Origin of the sequence: Micromonospora sp. NPDC000316, from assembly GCF_042898885.1 — a bacterium.
Lineage (GTDB): Bacteria > Actinomycetota > Actinomycetes > Mycobacteriales > Micromonosporaceae > Micromonospora.
Window position 1 is genome coordinate 193,673 of sequence record NZ_JBIAZG010000005.1, and the last position, 17,399, is coordinate 211,071.

The following is a 17,399-nucleotide window of genomic DNA, read 5'->3' on the forward strand; positions in this document are numbered from 1 at the left end:
AACTTCATGATCGACGGGGCTTGGGGGTGGTGCGCCAGTGTGAGAGGGCAAGGGTCGCGGAGTAGCCGGCCAGGACGATCACGTGGAACAGGTAGAGCCAGAGGAGTACGGCGACGCCGGCGCCGATCTCGTCGAAGCCGCCGAACGGCACGCCCAGGTCCAGCGGGAGTGAGGCGAAGAGGACGAAGCCGTGCATGAAGCCCGAGAGGTTGGCCGCCGTGAACGAGCCGACCCCGAGGGTCGAGAGCCAGTCCGGCGAGGCCGGCCCGACCACCCGGAACACCCACACCACGACCGGCGTGAGCACCAGCCAGACCGCCAGGAACGACAGCACCACACCCAGCGCGCCGGCCCAGCCGCCCTGTTGGACGAGGCGTGTGGTGAGCGGCAGCGCCAGCAGGATCGACAGCAGCAGCGCCGGGGCCGGCGCGAGCAGCGGCAGCAACAGCAACCGGCCCCGCCAGCCGACGAGGTTCTCGTCGGTGCGGGGCGCTGCCACCGAGACGAACGCCCGGCGGAGCCCTTCGCCGTAGAGCGATGCGGGCAGCAGTGAGGCCAGCGCCAGCAGCGGGGTCAATTCCACCCCGGCGTTGACGAGCGCCTCCACCGCCCGGGGCGCGCCGATCGCGGTGGGCAGGGCCTCCACGGCGTACGAGGTGAGCCGGCGTACCCGGTCGGCCCCGGCGATCAGCGAGGTGAGCCAGATGGCGAGCAACGCCACGGGCACCACGGCGATCGCACCGTAGAAGGTGATCGCGGCGGCGTGCAGCGACAGGTCCCGTCCGCGCAGGGGACGGAACGCGGCGCTGGTGATCCGCTTCGCCCGCTGCCATCCGCTACCCATCGCGATCTCTTTCCCTGCCGGGGCGTACGTCACTCATTAAGATCGCCCGCCATGACCGTTGTCACCACCGAACGCCTGATCCTGCGCGACTGGACCGCCGACCCGGCCGACCTGGCCCGCATCTACGACATCTACTCCCGTCCCGAGATCACCCGCTGGATGGGCGCGGTACCCGGGCTGCCGCTGACCGACCCGGCGCAGGCCGCCGACCGGCTGAAGATCTGGCAGGACCGGCACGCCGCCGACCACGGCCGGTACGGCACCTGGGCGATCGAGGCGCGCGACACCGGCCTGGTGGTGGGCACGATACTGCTCAAGCCGCTGCCGGGGCGGGACGAGGCGGTGCGCACCGACGACATCGAGGTGGGCTGGCACCTGCACCCGGATTCGTGGGGCCACGGGTACGCCACCGAGGCGGCACGCGCGGTCGTGGCACGGGAGTTCGCCACCGGCACGAGGCGGGTCTACGCGGTCGTGTCGCCGGGCAATGAGCCGTCGATGGCGGTGTGCCGACGACTCGGCATGACGCACGTGGGCCGGCGCACCGACTGGTACGGCGGCGAGGAGTTGGAGACGTTCGAGCTGGGCGCCCCGACCGGCTGATCAGCCACCCGCTGGGCGAAGGGCCCCCTGTCGACGCCTGTCGACAGGGGGCCCTTCTTGTCGTCCGACCACCGACCGATGGGCGGCTGTCAATAGTCACGACGGTCGAAGCATTGACGCTCCCGTAGCACGTCAGTAACATCTGCTCAACCTTATGCAAAATCTCGACAAAGGCGTGTTTGATTTCTTGCATCGGGTCGCAAGTTCCGGCGGGTCGGTCCTTTTGCTGGGTTTCTTCTCTCTCCTGCCGGCCACCACCACCGTCCCCCCAACGACAGGACAGTGATGAGACGAACGCATCTGTTCCGGATGGTGGCGGCGACAGCCGCGGCCACGCTGATCGCCACCGCAGGGGTCACCGCCCTTGCGAACCCCGCGAGTGCCGCCCGCCCCGCCGACGTGTCGGCGGCCTCGAGCACAGGCTTCGCCCCGGCAGCCACAAACCTCGCCCTGGGTCGTCCCACCCAGGAGAGCGGCCACGCGGACGTCTACGACTCGTCGAGGGTCGTCGACGGCAACGCGGGCAGTTACTGGGAGAGCGTCAACAACTCCTTCCCCCAGTGGGTGCAGGTCGATCTCGGCTCGTCGCAGACCGTCAACCAGGTCGTGCTGAAGCTGCCAACCTCCGGTTGGGCGACCCGGACGCAGACCCTGAGCGTGCGGGGCAGCGCCAACGGGTCGTCGTTCACCGACCTGGTGGCGTCGCAGACCTACACCTTCAACCCGGCCACCGGCAGCACGGTCACGATCAACGTCAGCCCGGCCGCTGCCCGCTTCGTGCGGATCACCGTCACCGCCAACAGCGGCTGGCCGGCCGGGCAACTCTCCGAGCTGGAGGTGTACGGCAGCGGCACCAGCGGGGACACCACCGCGCCGAGTGTCCCGGGGACGCTGTCGCAGAGCACGTCGGGCAGCACGATCACCCTCAACTGGGGCGCCTCGACCGACTCCGGTGGCAGCGGGCTTGCCGGCTACAACGTCTACCGCAACGGCAACCTGATCGCGACGCTCGGCACCGTCCTCACCTACCAGGACACCCAGCCGGCCACCGCGACCGTGTCGTACTACGTCCGCGCCCGCGACGGCGCCGGCAACCTGTCCGGCAACAGCAACACGGTGACCCGGACCGGCAGCAACCCGCCCGCCTGCACAAACGTGGCGCAGGGCAAGAGCATGACGGCCAGCGGCTCCACATTCACCTTCACCCCCGAGAAGGCCAACGACGGGCAGCTCGGGACGTACTGGGAGGGCGCGGCCAGCTACCCGCAGAACCTGACTGTGGCGCTTGGCGCCAACCACGCCATCTCCGGCGTCACCGTCAAGCTCAACCCGGACCCGGCGTGGGGCACTCGCACCCAGACCATCCAGGTCCTCGGCCGCGACCAGGCGTCGTCCACGTACACCAGCCTGGTGTCGGCCGCGACGTACCAGTTCGTCCAGGGAACCAACAGCGTGAGCATCCCGGTCACCGCGACCACGGCGGACGTGCAGTTGCGGTTCACCGGCAACACCGGCGCCCCGTCCGGCCAGGTGGCCGAGCTTGAGGTGTGTGGCACGCCGGCACCCAACCCGGACCTGGTCGTCAGCTCGGTGACCTGGTCACCGACGTCACCAAGCGAGGCCAGCCCGGTCACGCTCTCGGCAGTCGTGCAGAACATCGGCTCCGCCGCTGCCGGAGCGACCACCGTGAACTTCAGCCTAGCCGGCACGGTCGTTGGCAGCGCCACCGTCGGCGCGCTCGGCGCGGGCGCCTCGACCACCGTGTCGTTGAACGCCGGTACGCGGCCGATGGGCAGCTACGCCGTCGCGGCGGTGGTCGACCCGGCGAACACGATCGTCGAGCAGAACAACGGCAACAACAGCCTCACGGCACCGTCGCCGCTTGTGGTCGCGCAGGCACCCGGCCCGGACCTACAGGTGCTGAGCATCGCCTCCAACCCGCCGAACCCGGCCGTCGGGGCGTCCGTCACCTTCACCGTGTCGGTCCGCAACCGGGGCACCACAGCGACCGGCGCGACAACTGTCACCCGGCTGGTCGTGGGCGGCACCACACTCAACACCACCACCGCCTCGATCGCTGCCGGCGCGACGGTGACCGTGGCCGTCACCGGCAGCTGGACCGCCACAAGCGGCGGCGCCACCATCACCGCCACCGCCGACGCCACGAACGTGGTAACCGAGACCAACGAGGCAAACAACGCCCTCAGCCAGTCGATAGTTGTCGGGCGCGGGGCCGCCGTCCCGTACGTCTCCTACGAGGCGGAGGCCGCCCGCTACCAGGGCACGCTGTTGGAGACCGACCCGCTGCGCACCTTCGGGCACACCAACTTCGCCACCGAGTCCTCGGGTCGCAAGTCGGTACGCCTCAACAGCACCGGCCAGTTTGTCGAGTTCACGTCCACCAACCAGGCCAACTCCATAGTGGTGCGCAACTCCATCCCGGACGCGCCGGGTGGCGGCGGCATCGAGGCGACCATCAGCCTCTATGTCAACGACGTCTTCTCCCGCAAGCTGACCCTGTCGTCGCGGCACAGTTGGCTCTACGGCAACACCGACGGGCCGGAGGCGCTTACCAACACGCCGCAGGCCGACGCCCGGCGGCTGTTCGACGAGTCGAACGCGCTGCTGGCGCAGTCGTACCCGGCCGGCACCCGGTTCAAGTTGCAGCGCGACTCGGGTGACACCGCCTCGTTCTACGTCATCGACATGATCGACCTGGAGCAGGTGGCACCGGCGGCGAGCCAGCCGGCCGAGTGCACGTCGATCACCGCGTACGGCGCCGTACCCAACGATGGGCTCGACGACACCGCGGCCATCCAGCGGGCGGTGACCGACGACCAGAACGGCGTCATCAACTGCGTCTGGATCCCGGCCGGGCAGTGGCGGCAGGAGCAGAAGATCCTCACCGACGACCCGCTGAACCGGGGTACGCACAACCAGGTAGGCATCAGCAACGTCACCATCCGGGGCGCCGGCATGTGGCACTCGCAGCTCTACACGCTCACCGAGCCGCAGAACGCGGGCGGTATCAACCACCCGCACGAGGGCAACTTCGGCTTCGACATCGACAAGAACACCCAGATCTCCGACATCGCCATCTTTGGCTCGGGCCGGATCCGTGGCGGTGACGGCAACGCCGAGGGTGGCGTCGGCCTCAACGGTCGCTTCGGCACCGGCACCCGGATCAGCAACGTCTGGATCGAGCACGCCAACGTGGGCGTCTGGGTGGGCCGCGACTACGACAACATCCCCGACCTGTGGGGCCCGGCCGACGGGTTGCAGTTCAGCGGCATGCGGATCCGCAACACCTACGCCGACGGCATCAACTTCAGCAACGGCACCCGCAACTCCCGGGTGTTCAACTCGTCCTTCCGCACCACCGGCGACGACGCCCTCGCCGTCTGGGCCAACCCGTATGTCAAGGACCGCAGCGTCGACATCGCCCACGACAACCACTTCGTCAACAACACCGTCCAGTTGCCCTGGCGGGCCAACGGCATCGCCATCTACGGCGGCTACGACAACTCGATCGAGAACAACCTGATCTACGACACCGCCAACTATCCGGGCATCATGCTGGCGACCGACCACGACCCGCTGCCGTTCTCTGGCACGACGTTGATCGCCAACAACGGGCTCTACCGCACCGGCGGCGCCTTCTGGAACGAGGACCAGGAGTTCGGGGCCATCACCCTCTTCCCCTCCACCAGGGACATCGTCGGCGTCACGATCCGAGACACCGACATCATCGACTCGACCTACGACGGCATCCAGTTCAAGAACGGCGGCGGCAACATGGCGAACGTCGCCATCACCAACGTGCGGATCGACAAGTCGAACAACGGTGCCGGCATCCTCGCGATGAGCGGCGCGCGTGGCAACGCCAATCTCACAAACGTGACAATCACCAACTCGGCCGACGGCAACATCGTCGTCCAGCCGGGCTCGCAGTTCGTCATCAACGGCGGCTAGTCGTGATCGGGGGCCGCTCCGGCGCCCCCCGATCGCCGCCGATCATGGTGGCGCGGCGTCAGGATCGGCGCCGATCCGTGGCCGGCGGTGGGCATTGCTCGCCGCCGGCCGCACGGTTTCGCCGGGTGGCCACGGCCTGGTTGCCGGCCTGGTCAGGCAGGCGGGATGGCGGGGGTGGCCCGGAACATGTTCGTCGGGTCGTAGCTGCCCTTGATCGCCGTGAGCCGCCGGTACGTCTCCGGCAGATAGGCCTCGGCGACCGCTTCCGGGGTGGTGTCGGTGGCGGTCAGGAAGTTCACGAACCGGCGGCCCGTGCTCCACGGCCGGATTGCCTGGAACACGCGGGTCAGGTGGGCCTGGATCGCCGGGGCCTCGTCGGGGCCGCCGATCCCGACGGCGTAGCAGGTGAAGGCGGCGCCCTGCAGGTCGACGGCGTTGCCGGGCTCAGGGCGGCGGTCAAATGCTCCACCGAGGTGCCGGAGCTCGAAGATGGCAAGCGGGCTGCCCGCCTCGGGTCCGGCCTGCGCGACGATGGCGTCGACCAGTTCCGGCGTGAACTCCCGCAGCAGCGCCGAACCGTCCACGATCGGGATCGGGGTCGGCGGGTCGGCGTGGATGGAGCCGACCGCCGTGTACGGCATCTCGGTGACCGAGTCGATCAGGGCCGGGGCGATGGCCCGCAGCGGCGCGGTCAGCCGCTCCCCCTCCTCGGCAGGTCCGACGTAGGCGATCCGCACGTGGACCACCATCCGGCCGCGCAGCGGCTCCGGCACCTCGGGAACGGGCGGCAGTTGCAGCAACGCGATCGACGAGGTCAGCTCGTCCGGCACACCGGCGGTCCACCGGCCCCACGCGTTGAGCACCTCGGCCGCCCGGTCGCCAGCGAAGAAGAGGCCGCCGCCGTAGATGTGGCTGACCGGGAAGAGGTTGAACTCCAGGGCGGTCACCACACCGAAGTTGCCCTTGCCGCCCCGCACGGCCCAGAACAGATCCGGCTCGTCAGCGGCGGTCGCCACCCGCAGTTGACCGTCCGCGGTCACCAGCTCGATCCGGCGTACGTGGTCGGCGGCGAAGCCGAAGGTCCGGCCGATCGGGCCCAACCCTCCGCCGAGTGTGTAACCGACGACCCCGACGGTGGGCGCCGCACCGCTCAGCGGCGCCAGCCCGTACTTGCCCGCGGCCTCGACGACCTGCTGCCAGCTGACGCCGGCATCGACCCGAGCGGTAAGGGCCTCGGGGTTGATCGTGACCGTGTTCATCCGCCGGGTGTTGATCATGAGCGCGCCGGCCGAGGAGAGCGCTGAGTGCCCGGTCGCCAGCATCGCGACCGGCAAGCCCTGCTCGGCCGCGAACCGGACGGCGGCCTGGACGTCGGCGACGCCGGCGGCGCCCACCACGAGCGCCGGCCGCTGAGGGACGGCGAGGTTGTACGACGCGCACTCGGCGTCGTACCCGTCGTCGCCGGGGAGCAGCACCGGCCCGACCGTCTGGGCCGCGAGCCGTGCTGCCGCTTCCGTCGCGACCGTCGCATCCTGGCTGGTGTTCATCAAAGAAGCCTTGCCTTCCGTGCAATCGGGATGAGTAGACGCCTGAGCAGACGTCACCGTATGTGCGTTAGTTCGACCTGCAGGCTCACTCGTGTCGTGCTTCACACTGGCGGTGGTCGCCGGGCTGAGCTGGGGTTTGTGCCAATGCGGGTCCGTGCGGAACGGGTGCGACCGCGGCATCGATCATGAAGCGGTGGGGAGGGGTTGAGGCTCTCAGCGGGTGTGCAGCGGGGGTGGGGAAGAATGGCCTCGTGACTTCCCCCCGCGACCTCGTCCTGCTCGGGTCAACAGGTTCGATAGGTACGCAGGCCATCGACATCGTTCGGCGCAACCCGGACCGGTTCCGGGTGGTGGCGGTGGGTGCGGGCGGCGGCAACGTCGAACTGCTCGCCGCCCAGGCCCTGGAGTTGGGTGTCGAGGCGGTCGGTGTCGCGAAGGCGTCCGCCGCGCAGGACCTTCAGCTCGCGTTCTACGCCGAGGCGAGTCGGCGCGGCTGGGCCACCGGCGACTTCAAGCTTCCCAAGATCGTGGCCGGCCCGGACGCGATGACCGAGTTGGCCCAGTGGCCGTGCGACGTCGTGCTCAACGGTGTGGTCGGCTCGCTGGGCCTCGCTCCTACGCTCGCCGCGCTGCACTGTGGCCGTACTCTCGCGTTGGCAAACAAGGAGTCGCTTGTGGCCGGCGGCCCGCTTGTCAAGGCCGCGGTGACGCGGCCGGGGCAGATCGTGCCTGTCGACTCGGAGCATTCGGCGCTGGCCCAGTGCCTGCGGTCCGGGTCGCGCGGTGAGGTGCGCCGGTTGATCGTCACGGCAAGCGGCGGCCCGTTCCGGGGCCGGGGCCGCGACGAGTTGACGCAGGTCACACCGGAGCAGGCCCTCGCGCACCCGACCTGGAACATGGGTCCGGTCGTCACGATCAACTCGGCGACCATGGTCAACAAGGCACTTGAGGTGATCGAGGCGCACGAGCTGTTCGACGTGGCCTACGCCGACATCGCAGTGATGGTGCACCCGCAGTCGGTGATCCACTCGATGGTCGAGTTCGTTGACGGGTCGACGATCGCCCAGGCCAGCCCACCGGACATGCGGCTGCCCATCGCGCTGGGCATCGGCTGGCCGGACCGCGTGCCCGACGCAGCCTCCGCCGTCGACTGGACGAAGGCGCACACCTGGGAGTTCGCGCCGCTCGACGACGAGGCGTTCCCGGCCGTCGCCCTCGCGAAGGCCGCCGGGGAGGCCGGGCACTGCCGGCCGGCGATCTACAACGCGGCGAACGAGGAGTGCGTGGCGGCGTTCGTGGCAGGACGGCTGCCGTTCCTCGGCATCGTCGACACCCTCGACCGCGTGTTGGAGGACGCTCCGGACTTCGCCGAACCAGGTACCGTCGAGGACGTGCTCGCCGCCGAGTCGTGGGCACGCGCGCACGCGCAGGAGATCATCGCGGGTTCGGTGGAAGGAGCTTGATGTCGTACCTGCTCGGGGTGGTTCTCTTCGCCCTGGCCATCCTCATCTCGGTGAGTCTGCACGAGGCGGGGCACCTGCTCACCGCCAAGGCATTCGGGATGAAGGTCACCAAGTACTTCGTCGGCTTCGGCCCCACCATCTGGTCGTTCAAGCGAGGTGAGACCGAGTACGGCCTCAAGGGCATCCCACTCGGCGGCTTCTGCAAGATCGTCGGGATGACCCCGCAGGACGACGACGTCGAGCCGGGCGACGAGTCGCGGGTGATGTGGCGCTACCCGGTCTGGAAGCGGACGATCGTCATGGCCGCCGGGTCGATCACGCACTTCGCGCTCGCCCTGATCACCATCTGGATCCTGGCCGTCTCCGCAGGCCTGCCCAACCCGGATTTCCCCACCACCGACGCGCAGGCCCGCCAGGAGCCCGCGGTCATCCAGCTCAGCGACTGCGTGGTGCCGGAGAACACGGTCCGGGCGTGCACCCCCGCCGACGCGGCCAGCCCGGCAGCCCAGGCGCAACTGCGCGACGGCGACCGGATCACCTCGATCAACGGCACGCCGATCAACAACTACGGCGACCTGCTCACCACCCTGCGCAGCCTCAAGCCGGGGGAGACCGCGCAGATCCAGTACGTCCGCGACGGGCAGCCGGGCAACACGAGCACGGTCCTCGCGCAGACCCAGCGCCCGCCGCTGGACAACCCGGACGGCGCCGCCGCGCCGGTGGCCGCGCTCGGCGTCGGCCTCGTCCCCAGCACCCCCACCCGAGTGACGTACGGGCCGGTCGGCGCCTTCGGAGCCACCGCCGACTTCACCGGCCAGTTGGCCGTCGGCACCGCCCAGGCACTGCAACGCCTCCCGCAGAAGGTCCCCGCCCTGTGGACCGCCCTCACCGGCGGTGAGCGGGACATCGACACCCCGATCAGCGTGGTCGGCGCCAGCCGGCTCGGCGGCGAGGCTGTGGAGAACAACGCCTGGCTTGTCTTCTTCATGCTCTTCGTGTCGCTGAACTTCTTCATCGGCGTGTTCAACCTGCTGCCGCTGCTTCCGGTCGACGGCGGCCACATCGCCGTCGCCTGGTTCGAACGGGCCCGCTCCTGGGTCTACGCTCGGATCGGCCGGGCCGACCCGGGCCGGGTCGACTACCTCAAACTGATGCCCTTCACGTACGCGGTGATCCTGATCGGCGGCGCGTTCACGCTGCTGACCATCGCCGCGGACGTCGTCAACCCCATCACGCTCTTCTCAAGGTGAGTGCCTGAAGTGACCGCAATCAGTCTCGGTATGCCCGCCGCGCCACCCCCGCCGCTCGCTCCCCGCCGGGCCAGCCGCCAGATCATGGTCGGTTCGGTCCCCGTAGGCGGCGGCGCGCCGGTGTCCGTGCAGTCGATGACCACCACGCTCACCTCCGACGTCAACGCCACCCTCCAGCAGATCGCCGAGCTGACCGCGTCCGGCTGCCAGATCGTCCGGGTGGCCGTGCCGTCCCAGGACGACGTCGAGGCCCTGCCCGCGATCGCCAAGAAGTCGCAGATCCCGGTGATCGCCGACATCCACTTCCAGCCCAAGTACGTCTTCGCGGCCATCGACGCCGGCTGCGCGGCCGTCCGGGTCAACCCGGGCAACATCCGCCAGTTCGACGACAAGGTCAAGGAGATCGCTCGTGCCGCCGGGGAGGCGGGGGTGCCGATCCGCATCGGCGTCAACGCGGGCTCGCTCGACAAGCGACTGCTGACCAAGTACGGCAAGGCCACCGCCGAGGCGCTCGTCGAGTCGGCGCTGTGGGAGTGCTCGCTGTTCGAGGAGCACGGCTTCCGCGACATCAAGATCTCGGTCAAGCACAACGACCCGGTCGTCATGATCCGCGCGTACCGGCAGTTGGCCGAGCAGTGCGACTACCCGCTGCACCTGGGTGTCACCGAGGCCGGCCCGGCGTTCCAGGGCACCATCAAGTCGGCTGTCGCCTTCGGCGCCCTGTTGGCCGAGGGCATCGGCGACACCATCCGGGTCTCGCTCTCCGCCCCGCCGGTGGAGGAGATCAAGGTCGGCAACCAGATCCTTGAGTCGCTGGGTCTGCGCGAGCGCGGCCTGGAGATCGTCTCCTGCCCGTCCTGCGGGCGGGCCCAGGTGGACGTCTACAAGCTCGCCGAGGAGGTCACCGCAGGCCTGGAAGGGCTGCCGGTGCCGCTGCGGGTCGCCGTCATGGGCTGCGTCGTCAACGGTCCCGGCGAGGCCCGCGAGGCCGACCTCGGCGTCGCCTCCGGCAACGGCAAGGGCCAGATCTTCGTCAAGGGCAAGGTCGTCAAGACGGTGCCCGAGGCGCAGATCGTGGAGACGCTTATCGAGGAGGCGCTGCGCATCGCCGACGAGATGGGCGCCGAGCTTCCCGAGGAGCTGCGCGGGCTGGTCACCGGCCCGACAGTCACCGTGCACTGACTTTCCATTCGGAAAGAGCGGCCGTTCCCCCACGGGAGCGGCCGCTCTTTCCGCATTCCGGCCCAGTCGCTGCGGGCCGGTTGGTGCGCCGTGGTGCGCTCGCGCGTCACTCGGATTCGGCGAGGATGGCGTACAGCTTGCGCCGCGTCTCGTCGAGCACCTGGGCGGCCCGCTCACGCTGGTCGTCGGTGCCGTTCATCATCACCTGACGCAGCGCGTTCATCGCCTGCGCGCCCGAGTCGCGGATGTCGTGCCAGCTGCTCACCGTGCCCTGGGCGACGTCCGCCCACGGCGGGGTCTGCGCGGCCGTCGTGGCCTCGGCCTGCCCGGCCTCGGTGACCGTGAACCGCTTCCGTCCGCCGCCGGACTCCTCGGTGCTGGCGACGATCACACCCTCGTCCTCCAGGAGCTGGAGAGTCGGGTAGATCGAGCCGGGGCTCGGCCGCCACGCACCGCCGGTGCGGGAGTCGATCTCCTGGATCATCTCGTAGCCGTGCATCGGCCGCTCGGTGAGCAGTGCCAGCACCGCGCCCCGGACGTTGGGGCGTCGGCCCCTGCCTCGCCCGCGACCGCGTCCGCCCCAGGGGCCGCCGTGCTCGTGGCCGTGCCCGTGCGGGCCGGGCGGGACCGGTGGGAAGCCGAAGCCTCGCATCCGGGACTCGTGCATCGGGTGGTGGTCTCGATGGAACCTCATCGGGTTCTCCCTGTCCTCGTACTGTCGCTGATGCATCAACGATATATCGGCAATGCATCGCCGACAAGTTCCGGTGACGGGCAGACGCCAGGCTCGCCACTCGGCCGGCGAGGCGGGGGGTCGATCTGGCAGGCTGGTAGTCGTGCTGACGGTGCCGGTACGGCAACTGGGAGAATCGGAACGCCGCGCGGTCGAACGACTGCTCGACCGCGACCCGTTCGCGAGCGCGCAGGTCGCGGAGCGGATCGCCGCGCGCGGGCTGGCCTGGTGGCGGGCTGAGGGCAGAATCCTGGGGTACGGCGCGCGACGCAACCTCGAATCCCTCTGCTGGCTCGGCGGCAACCTGACCCCGGTGCTCGCCAACGACGCCGCCGTGGCGGCCTTCGCCGACCTGCTCGCGGGGGAGGACCGACTCTGCTCCTCGATCGTCGGCCGGGCTGACGCCGTCCTCGGTCTCTGGGACCGCCTATCCGGCACGTGGGGGCCAGCGCGAGACGTCCGTCCCAACCAGCCGCTGCTGGCCACCGAGACCCTGCCGGCCATCCCCGCCGACCCGGAGGTACGCCAGGTCCGCGCCGGCGAGGTCGACAAACTATTCCCAGCGGCCGTGGCCATGTACACCGAGGAGGTCGGCGTCTCCCCGCTGGCCGAGGACGGCGGGCGCAGCTACCGCCGCAGGGTCAACGACCTGGTCCGCTCCGGCCGCGCGTACGCCCGCTTCGTCGACGGCACTGTCGTGTTCAAGGCCGAACTGGCAGTCGTCACCAAACGGACCGCCCAGGTCCAGGGCGTCTGGGTGGCACCGGAGTGGCGGGGCCGCGGCATCGCCGCCGCCGCCATAGCCGCCGTCGTCCGCGACGCGCTACTGCGGGTCGCCCCGACCGTCAGCCTGTACGTCAACGACTTCAACCTGCCGGCCCGCCGGGTCTACGAGCGCTGCGGTTTCCAGCCGATCGGCACCCTCGCGACGGTCCTCTTCTGACCCCCCTCGCCTGGACATGCCGCTGGCCGGCACCCCGGGTTTCGGGTGCCGGCCAGCGGTCGAGCGTTCGGTGGGTCAGCTGTTCCAGTACTGGCCGACCAGGTCGGCGGCCTGCTGCTCCCACTGGGCGTAGGCGTCCGGGTACGCCGAGACCTGCACGGTCTGCGCGGCGTCGGTCAGCGGCATGTCCTGCCAACCGTCAACCTGCTTCAAACCCTTCAGGAACGCGGTGGTCGAGTAGGCGGGGTCGGTGATCTGCTCCGGCGTACCCCAACCACTGGACGGGCGCTGCTGGAACAGACCCAGCGAGTCATGGTCGTTGCGGTCACCCAGGTGGCCCAGGTTCTCCAACTTCGACTCCTGCAGGCTGGTGGCGATGGAGATGACCGCCGCGCGCTCGGGCAGGCCAGCCTTCTTCGTCGCCGCGATGATCGCCTTCACGTTCGCGGTCTGCTCATCGTTGAGATCGATGTGCGACTGCGCGCCCTGCGGCTTCACCGCAACCGCGGCCGGCTTCGCCTCGGCCGCCGGGGTGGCGGCGTGGGCGGCGATCGGGCCGGCGAAGACGCCACCGGCGAACGCGAGACCAGCAACAGACAGCATGCTCTTACGGATGATCGTGTTCATGGGGGTAGCTCCTTCGGGGGTAGGACACCCACCACCGGGGGGACGGTGACGGGTGTGAGCACCTCGTCCGGCGCTGCACAAAACAACTGGGAAAGTCTTCACGGCGGCGGGGCGCGGGGCCTCCGGCGGCCGGGTCCATGTGTAACGACCGGGGGGCCGGGGTCATTCCGGGGGTGGCCCGTCCGCTGGCACGTCGAGCTGGTGCGGTCGGTCGAGACGGTGCAACGACCTCGCCGGACCTGTCATTCCGCGCCCCGTGCGGGGCGGGCCAGTGGCCGGTGGCGCTGCGGTCGTCAGGGATATGTAACCCGTCCGGGGCAGCCACGATTCCGGTCTGTGAGTGCCGCCGGTCACACCAAAAAGTTCCCAGGCCCGGATATTTCGCCCATACGCTGCGCTGGCTCTAGGCCAATCGGCCGTCCAGGGCGTGACCCACTCGGCTTCCTTGAAACCGGGGCATCCAGCGCATTGGGACACCCCGGTTACAAGGATCCCGAGTCGATCATCCCGGCGAGGCTGTGCGGGGTCCGCCGCCGTGCTCAAGGTGGGTAAATCGGTTGATTCGACGATGTTGCGACCGGCAGGCTGGGTGCTCAGCCACCCACAGCCGGAGGAACTCCGATGCGTCTGCTCCGTGATCTGTGGGGCACCTCTGCACGCCGTATGACGGTGGTGGCGGTCCTGATCGTGCTCGGCGCGGCCGGGCAGGCCGGTGCGTCGGCGCTCGCGGGTGCGGTGCTTGTGCATCGCTCGGCCGGCTTCTTCACCGTGCTAGCTGCGGCGCTCGTCGCCGTGGTGCTCAGCGACCTCGCGGTGAGCCTGCTGATGGCCGGCCTGACCGCCGACTGGTCCGCCGACGTGCGCCGCCGGCTCTGCCGGATCGCCCTCGGACAGGACCTGCCCACCCTGGAGACCACCCCGGTCGGCGAGATGCTCGACCGCATCGACGGGGACGTCTACCAGGTGGCGTCGGCGGTGCGTAACCAGGGCACCCGGCTCGCGCAGGGCCTCTGCGTCGGTCTGCTGTCGATGGTCGTCGCGCTTGCCGTGTGGTGGCCAGCCGGGATCGCGATGCTGCTGCTCACGGTGGTGCTCGCGGTCGGGCTGCGCCGGCCCACGGCGCGGATCGGCCCCGCCCGGATGGCCGAGGAGGAGGCCTGGTCGGACCTTGCCGCCGTGATGGAGGAGGCGGTGCACGGCCAGGATGACGTACGCACCAGTCTGGCCCGGCCGTACGTGCTCCGGCTCTACGCCCAGCGGGCGGCCGCCGTGCTGTCCCGGGGCCGCGTGGTCTGGGTGTTGTCCGCGCGGGTCGCCACGGCCGCCACCGCGACGATCCGGGCTGGGATCGGCGTGGTGGTGCTCGGCGGGGCGTGGGCGCTGGCCACCGGCCGGGTCGACGCCGCCCGCCTCACCGCCATCTGGCTGCTCGCTCTGGCCTTCGGGGCCACCGCGGAGCACGTCAGCAGGATGGTGCCGGAGATCCAGGAGGCGCTCGGCGCGTGGGCCCGGGTGCAGTTGTTGCAGAAGGCCCGGCAGGAGCCCGTCGGCGGAGCCAGCCCGACCGAGGGTGATCTGCGCATCCGTGATCTGACGTTCGGATACCAGGTGAGCGGCGAGGGGAACGGCCGGGGGGCTGCGCTGCGCGGGCTCAGCCTCACCTTTGCGCGAGGCCGTTCGTACGCGCTGATCGGGCGCACCGGCTCGGGCAAGTCGACCCTTGCGAAGGTGCTCACCAGGGCCGTCGACGTGCCGCCGGGAACGGTATTCCTCGGCGGCACCGACCTGTGCGACCTCGACGTCGAGCAGTTGCGCCGTTGGGTGGCACTCGTGCCGCAGCGCACCGAGATCCTGGCCGGCACGCTCGCTGAGAACGTCGCGCTCTTCGACCCGGAGCTGCTCGAAGCCGCCGCCCGGGCGCTTGACGAGCTGGGCCTGGCCGGCTGGATCGCCGAGCTGCCGGACGGGCTGGCGACCCGGCTGGGGGAGGGTGGGCACGTGCTCTCCGCCGGTCAGGAGCAACTGGTGGCCTTCGCCCGGATCCTGGTCCGGGAGCCGCACGTGGTGATCCTCGACGAGGCCACCGCGCGGCTGGATCCGGTCACCGAGGCGCGGGTGCAGCGGGCCACCGAACGACTGCTGCGGGACCGGATCGGGATCGTCATCGCCCACCGCCTCTCGTCCGTGCGCCGCTGCGACGAGGTGGTGGTGCTGGCCGACGGTGCCGTGGTCGAGGCCGGCCCGCTGGAGACGTCGACGCGCTTCGCCGAACTGCTGGCGACCAGTCATGCCGCCGCGTACGCGGCGGTGGCACCGGCCGGGCGCGGCGGCGCCGACCTGCCCGCCGGCCGCGCCGGCACCGACCTGCCCGCCGGCCGCGGCGGCGCCGACCTGCCCGCCGGCCGCGCCGGCGCCGACCTGTTGGTCGGTCCCGACCTGGCCGACGTCTGGCCGACCGAGCCGACGACCGCGCGGGTAACGCAGGACGGGCCGGTCCGTGCCGATCCGCCGCCACTGCCGCCCGTGCCGCCAGCCCGGACGCTGCGGGAGATCGCCCGGCTCTGCACGAACGACCCCCGGTACGGGCTGGCCGCGGTCGGACTGTTCCTCGTGGTCACCCTGCTGGGGCTGGATGGCCCGGTGCTGCCCTGGCTGTGGGCCGACGTGGTCGATGGGACGGGCAGCCCGTACCTGCCGGCGTTGGGGATCACGGCGGGGCTGCTGGTGACCCTGCCGGTGCCGTTCTACACACACGTCTGGTTCCCCAGCTGGTGGGTGCGGCAGATGCTGCGGATCGGCCTGCGCCTGGTGCACGGCCAGACCGGGCCGCGCCGGGTCAGCTCGCACACCCCGGCCGAGGTGGTGGCGCAGGGTGGCGACACCGAGCGGGTGGTCCAGCTTGCCGACAACGTGCTGGACCAGTCCGTCGCGGTGGTCCTTGTGGTCACCATGACCGCGGTCACCGGCAGCGTCGTACCCGCGCTGTTCTTCGTCGGGACGATGGTGGTCTCCGGGCTTGCCGCGACGCTGTTCGGGCCGACGCTTGAGCGGGCGGCACGGGCGACGGTGGCGGCGCGGGCCTCCTTCGCCACCGCGCTGGTCTCGGCGCTGTCGGCGGCGCGGACGGTGAAGCTCGCCGGTGCGACCGCTGCGGTGCTGCACCACCTGGCGGCCCTGGACGTGCTGCGCAGCGACAGGCAGCGGCGGGAGATCTCGGTGCAGGTGTGGTCGCGCTCCACGCCGTCGGTGGCCAGTGGGTTGTTGCCGATCGGCGCGTGGGCGCTCTATCTGAACGGCGGGCTCTCCGCCGGGGCGGTGCTTGTGGCCGTCTCCACCCTGGGCGCGGCCCGCTGGTTCGCCTGGACGACAGCGTCGTTGATCTCCCAGCTGCCGTCGGCGCGGGTCTGGACCCGACGCACGGTGGCGATGACAGGGGCGAACGTGTATTCAGCGGGGGTGCCGGCGGTCGACCTGGCCGCCGGGACGGCGCCCGCGCCGAGCATGCCGCCCCGGCATCCGCTGCGCCACCTGGAGCTGCGCGACTTCGGTGTGGTGCACTCCGACGGTACGGTCGCCGTCCGCAACGTGGACCTGACGGTGCGCCGCGGTCAGTTGGTGCTGATCGTCGGGCCGGTCGGCTCGGGCAAGTCGTCGCTGCTGCGGGCGCTGGCCGGGATCGTGCACCACACAGGTGAGCTGACCTGGAACGGCGACCTGGTCACCGAGCCGGAGCTGTTCCTGCGCCCCAACCAGGTCGGCTACGTCGCGCAGTTGCCCCGGGTGCTGTCCGGCACGGTGGCCGACAACATCGCGCTCGGGCACCAGGTGGACGCGGCAGGGGCGGTCACCACCGCCCAGCTCGACCACGACCTGGCTGCCGCCGGCGGCGGGTTGGGGCTGCTCATCGGGCACAAGGGCACCCGGCTCTCCGGCGGGCAGTTGCAGCGGTTGGCGTTGGCGCGGGCGCTGGCACCGCGTACCGAACTGCTGGTGGCCGACGACGTGTCGTCGGCGCTCGACGTCACCACCGAGCTGGCGCTGTGGCAGGCGTTGCGTGCACATGGGGTGACAGTTGTCGGGTCGACAGCGAAGCGGGCCGCGCTCGTCCGCGCCGATCACGTGGTGGTGCTGCTTGGCGGCACGGTGGCGGCCCAGGGCACCTGGCGGGACCTGGAGGGTGACTGGTCGCACCTGGCCGGCTGACGGTCGGGGGGGGGGGGGGGGCCCGCGCCCCC

General features: G+C 70.6%; 11 protein-coding genes. 7 read left to right on the forward strand and 4 right to left on the reverse strand.

Annotated elements, in window-relative coordinates:
* Nucleotides 1-4: 4 nt before the first annotated feature.
* Nucleotides 5-844: a YhjD/YihY/BrkB family envelope integrity protein gene (locus ACFY2Q_RS13810; RefSeq protein ID WP_387130043.1), complete on the reverse strand. Its 840-nt coding sequence runs from the start codon at nucleotides 842-844 to the stop codon at nucleotides 5-7.
* Between the two features lie 51 nt (nucleotides 845-895).
* Here ACFY2Q_RS13810 and ACFY2Q_RS13815 point away from each other — a divergent pair, with 51 nt between their 5' ends.
* Together ACFY2Q_RS13815 and ACFY2Q_RS13820 are read left to right on the forward strand one after the other, a co-directional pair.
* A complete protein-coding gene (locus ACFY2Q_RS13815) occupies nucleotides 896-1,447 on the forward strand; it encodes a GNAT family N-acetyltransferase (RefSeq protein ID WP_387130045.1) in 552 nt (183 codons plus the stop codon).
* A gap of 285 nt (nucleotides 1,448-1,732) precedes the next feature.
* Nucleotides 1,733-5,419, forward strand: a complete 3,687-nt coding sequence (locus tag ACFY2Q_RS13820) for a CARDB domain-containing protein (protein WP_387130046.1) — start codon at nucleotides 1,733-1,735, stop codon at nucleotides 5,417-5,419.
* A 152-nt stretch (nucleotides 5,420-5,571) separates the two neighbouring features.
* On the opposite strand, the gene ACFY2Q_RS13825 is transcribed toward ACFY2Q_RS13820, so the two are convergent.
* Nucleotides 5,572-6,966, reverse strand: coding sequence for an FAD-binding oxidoreductase (locus ACFY2Q_RS13825; protein WP_387130047.1), 1,395 nt, complete (start codon nucleotides 6,964-6,966; stop codon nucleotides 5,572-5,574).
* Nucleotides 6,967-7,217: 251 nt separating this feature from the next.
* Between ACFY2Q_RS13825 and dxr the strand changes: the two genes are divergently transcribed.
* From dxr to ispG, 3 genes are read left to right on the forward strand one after another with little or no spacing between them, the layout of a single operon-like run.
* Nucleotides 7,218-8,429 (forward strand): 1-deoxy-D-xylulose-5-phosphate reductoisomerase, encoded by a 1,212-nt coding sequence (dxr, locus tag ACFY2Q_RS13830; RefSeq protein ID WP_387130049.1) that lies wholly within the window; start codon nucleotides 7,218-7,220, stop codon nucleotides 8,427-8,429.
* Entirely contained in the window at nucleotides 8,429-9,679 is a 1,251-nt protein-coding gene (locus ACFY2Q_RS13835) for a M50 family metallopeptidase (protein WP_387130051.1), read from the forward strand. Before dxr ends, ACFY2Q_RS13835 begins: the two co-directional genes overlap by 1 nt.
* A gap of 9 nt (nucleotides 9,680-9,688) precedes the next feature.
* Nucleotides 9,689-10,861, forward strand: coding sequence for a flavodoxin-dependent (E)-4-hydroxy-3-methylbut-2-enyl-diphosphate synthase (gene ispG / locus ACFY2Q_RS13840; protein ID WP_387130053.1), 1,173 nt, complete (start codon nucleotides 9,689-9,691; stop codon nucleotides 10,859-10,861).
* A 106-nt stretch (nucleotides 10,862-10,967) separates the two neighbouring features.
* Here the strand turns inward: ispG and ACFY2Q_RS13845 are convergent, their stop codons facing one another.
* Entirely contained in the window at nucleotides 10,968-11,555 is a 588-nt protein-coding gene (locus ACFY2Q_RS13845; protein ID WP_387130054.1) for a PadR family transcriptional regulator, read from the reverse strand.
* A 142-nt stretch (nucleotides 11,556-11,697) separates the two neighbouring features.
* On the opposite strand from ACFY2Q_RS13845, the gene ACFY2Q_RS13850 reads away from it, so the two are divergent.
* Nucleotides 11,698-12,537 carry a GNAT family N-acetyltransferase gene (locus tag ACFY2Q_RS13850; protein WP_387130056.1) on the forward strand — a complete coding sequence of 280 codons (840 nt, stop codon included), beginning with the start codon at nucleotides 11,698-11,700 and terminating at the stop codon, nucleotides 12,535-12,537.
* Nucleotides 12,538-12,612: 75 nt separating this feature from the next.
* On the opposite strand, the gene ACFY2Q_RS13855 is transcribed toward ACFY2Q_RS13850, so the two are convergent.
* Nucleotides 12,613-13,164, reverse strand: a complete 552-nt coding sequence (locus ACFY2Q_RS13855; RefSeq protein ID WP_387130057.1) for a hypothetical protein — start codon at nucleotides 13,162-13,164, stop codon at nucleotides 12,613-12,615.
* A gap of 621 nt (nucleotides 13,165-13,785) precedes the next feature.
* Between ACFY2Q_RS13855 and ACFY2Q_RS13860 the strand changes: the two genes are divergently transcribed.
* Nucleotides 13,786-17,367, forward strand: a complete 3,582-nt coding sequence (locus ACFY2Q_RS13860) for an ATP-binding cassette domain-containing protein (RefSeq protein ID WP_387130060.1) — start codon at nucleotides 13,786-13,788, stop codon at nucleotides 17,365-17,367.
* The last annotated feature ends 32 nt before the right edge of the window (nucleotides 17,368-17,399 follow it).

Coding starts and splice junctions, on each gene's coding strand:
- ACFY2Q_RS13810 (WP_387130043.1), bottom strand. CDS start 844: ATGGGTAGCGGATGGCAGCGGGCGAAGCGGATCACCAGCGCCGCGTTC.
- ACFY2Q_RS13815 (WP_387130045.1), top strand. CDS start 896: ATGACCGTTGTCACCACCGAACGCCTGATCCTGCGCGACTGGACCGCC.
- ACFY2Q_RS13820 (WP_387130046.1), top strand. CDS start 1,733: ATGAGACGAACGCATCTGTTCCGGATGGTGGCGGCGACAGCCGCGGCC.
- ACFY2Q_RS13825 (WP_387130047.1), bottom strand. CDS start 6,966: ATGAACACCAGCCAGGATGCGACGGTCGCGACGGAAGCGGCAGCACGG.
- ACFY2Q_RS13835 (WP_387130051.1), top strand. CDS start 8,429: ATGTCGTACCTGCTCGGGGTGGTTCTCTTCGCCCTGGCCATCCTCATC.
- ACFY2Q_RS13845 (WP_387130054.1), bottom strand. CDS start 11,555: ATGAGGTTCCATCGAGACCACCACCCGATGCACGAGTCCCGGATGCGA.
- ACFY2Q_RS13855 (WP_387130057.1), bottom strand. CDS start 13,164: ATGAACACGATCATCCGTAAGAGCATGCTGTCTGTTGCTGGTCTCGCG.
- ACFY2Q_RS13860 (WP_387130060.1), top strand. CDS start 13,786: ATGCGTCTGCTCCGTGATCTGTGGGGCACCTCTGCACGCCGTATGACG.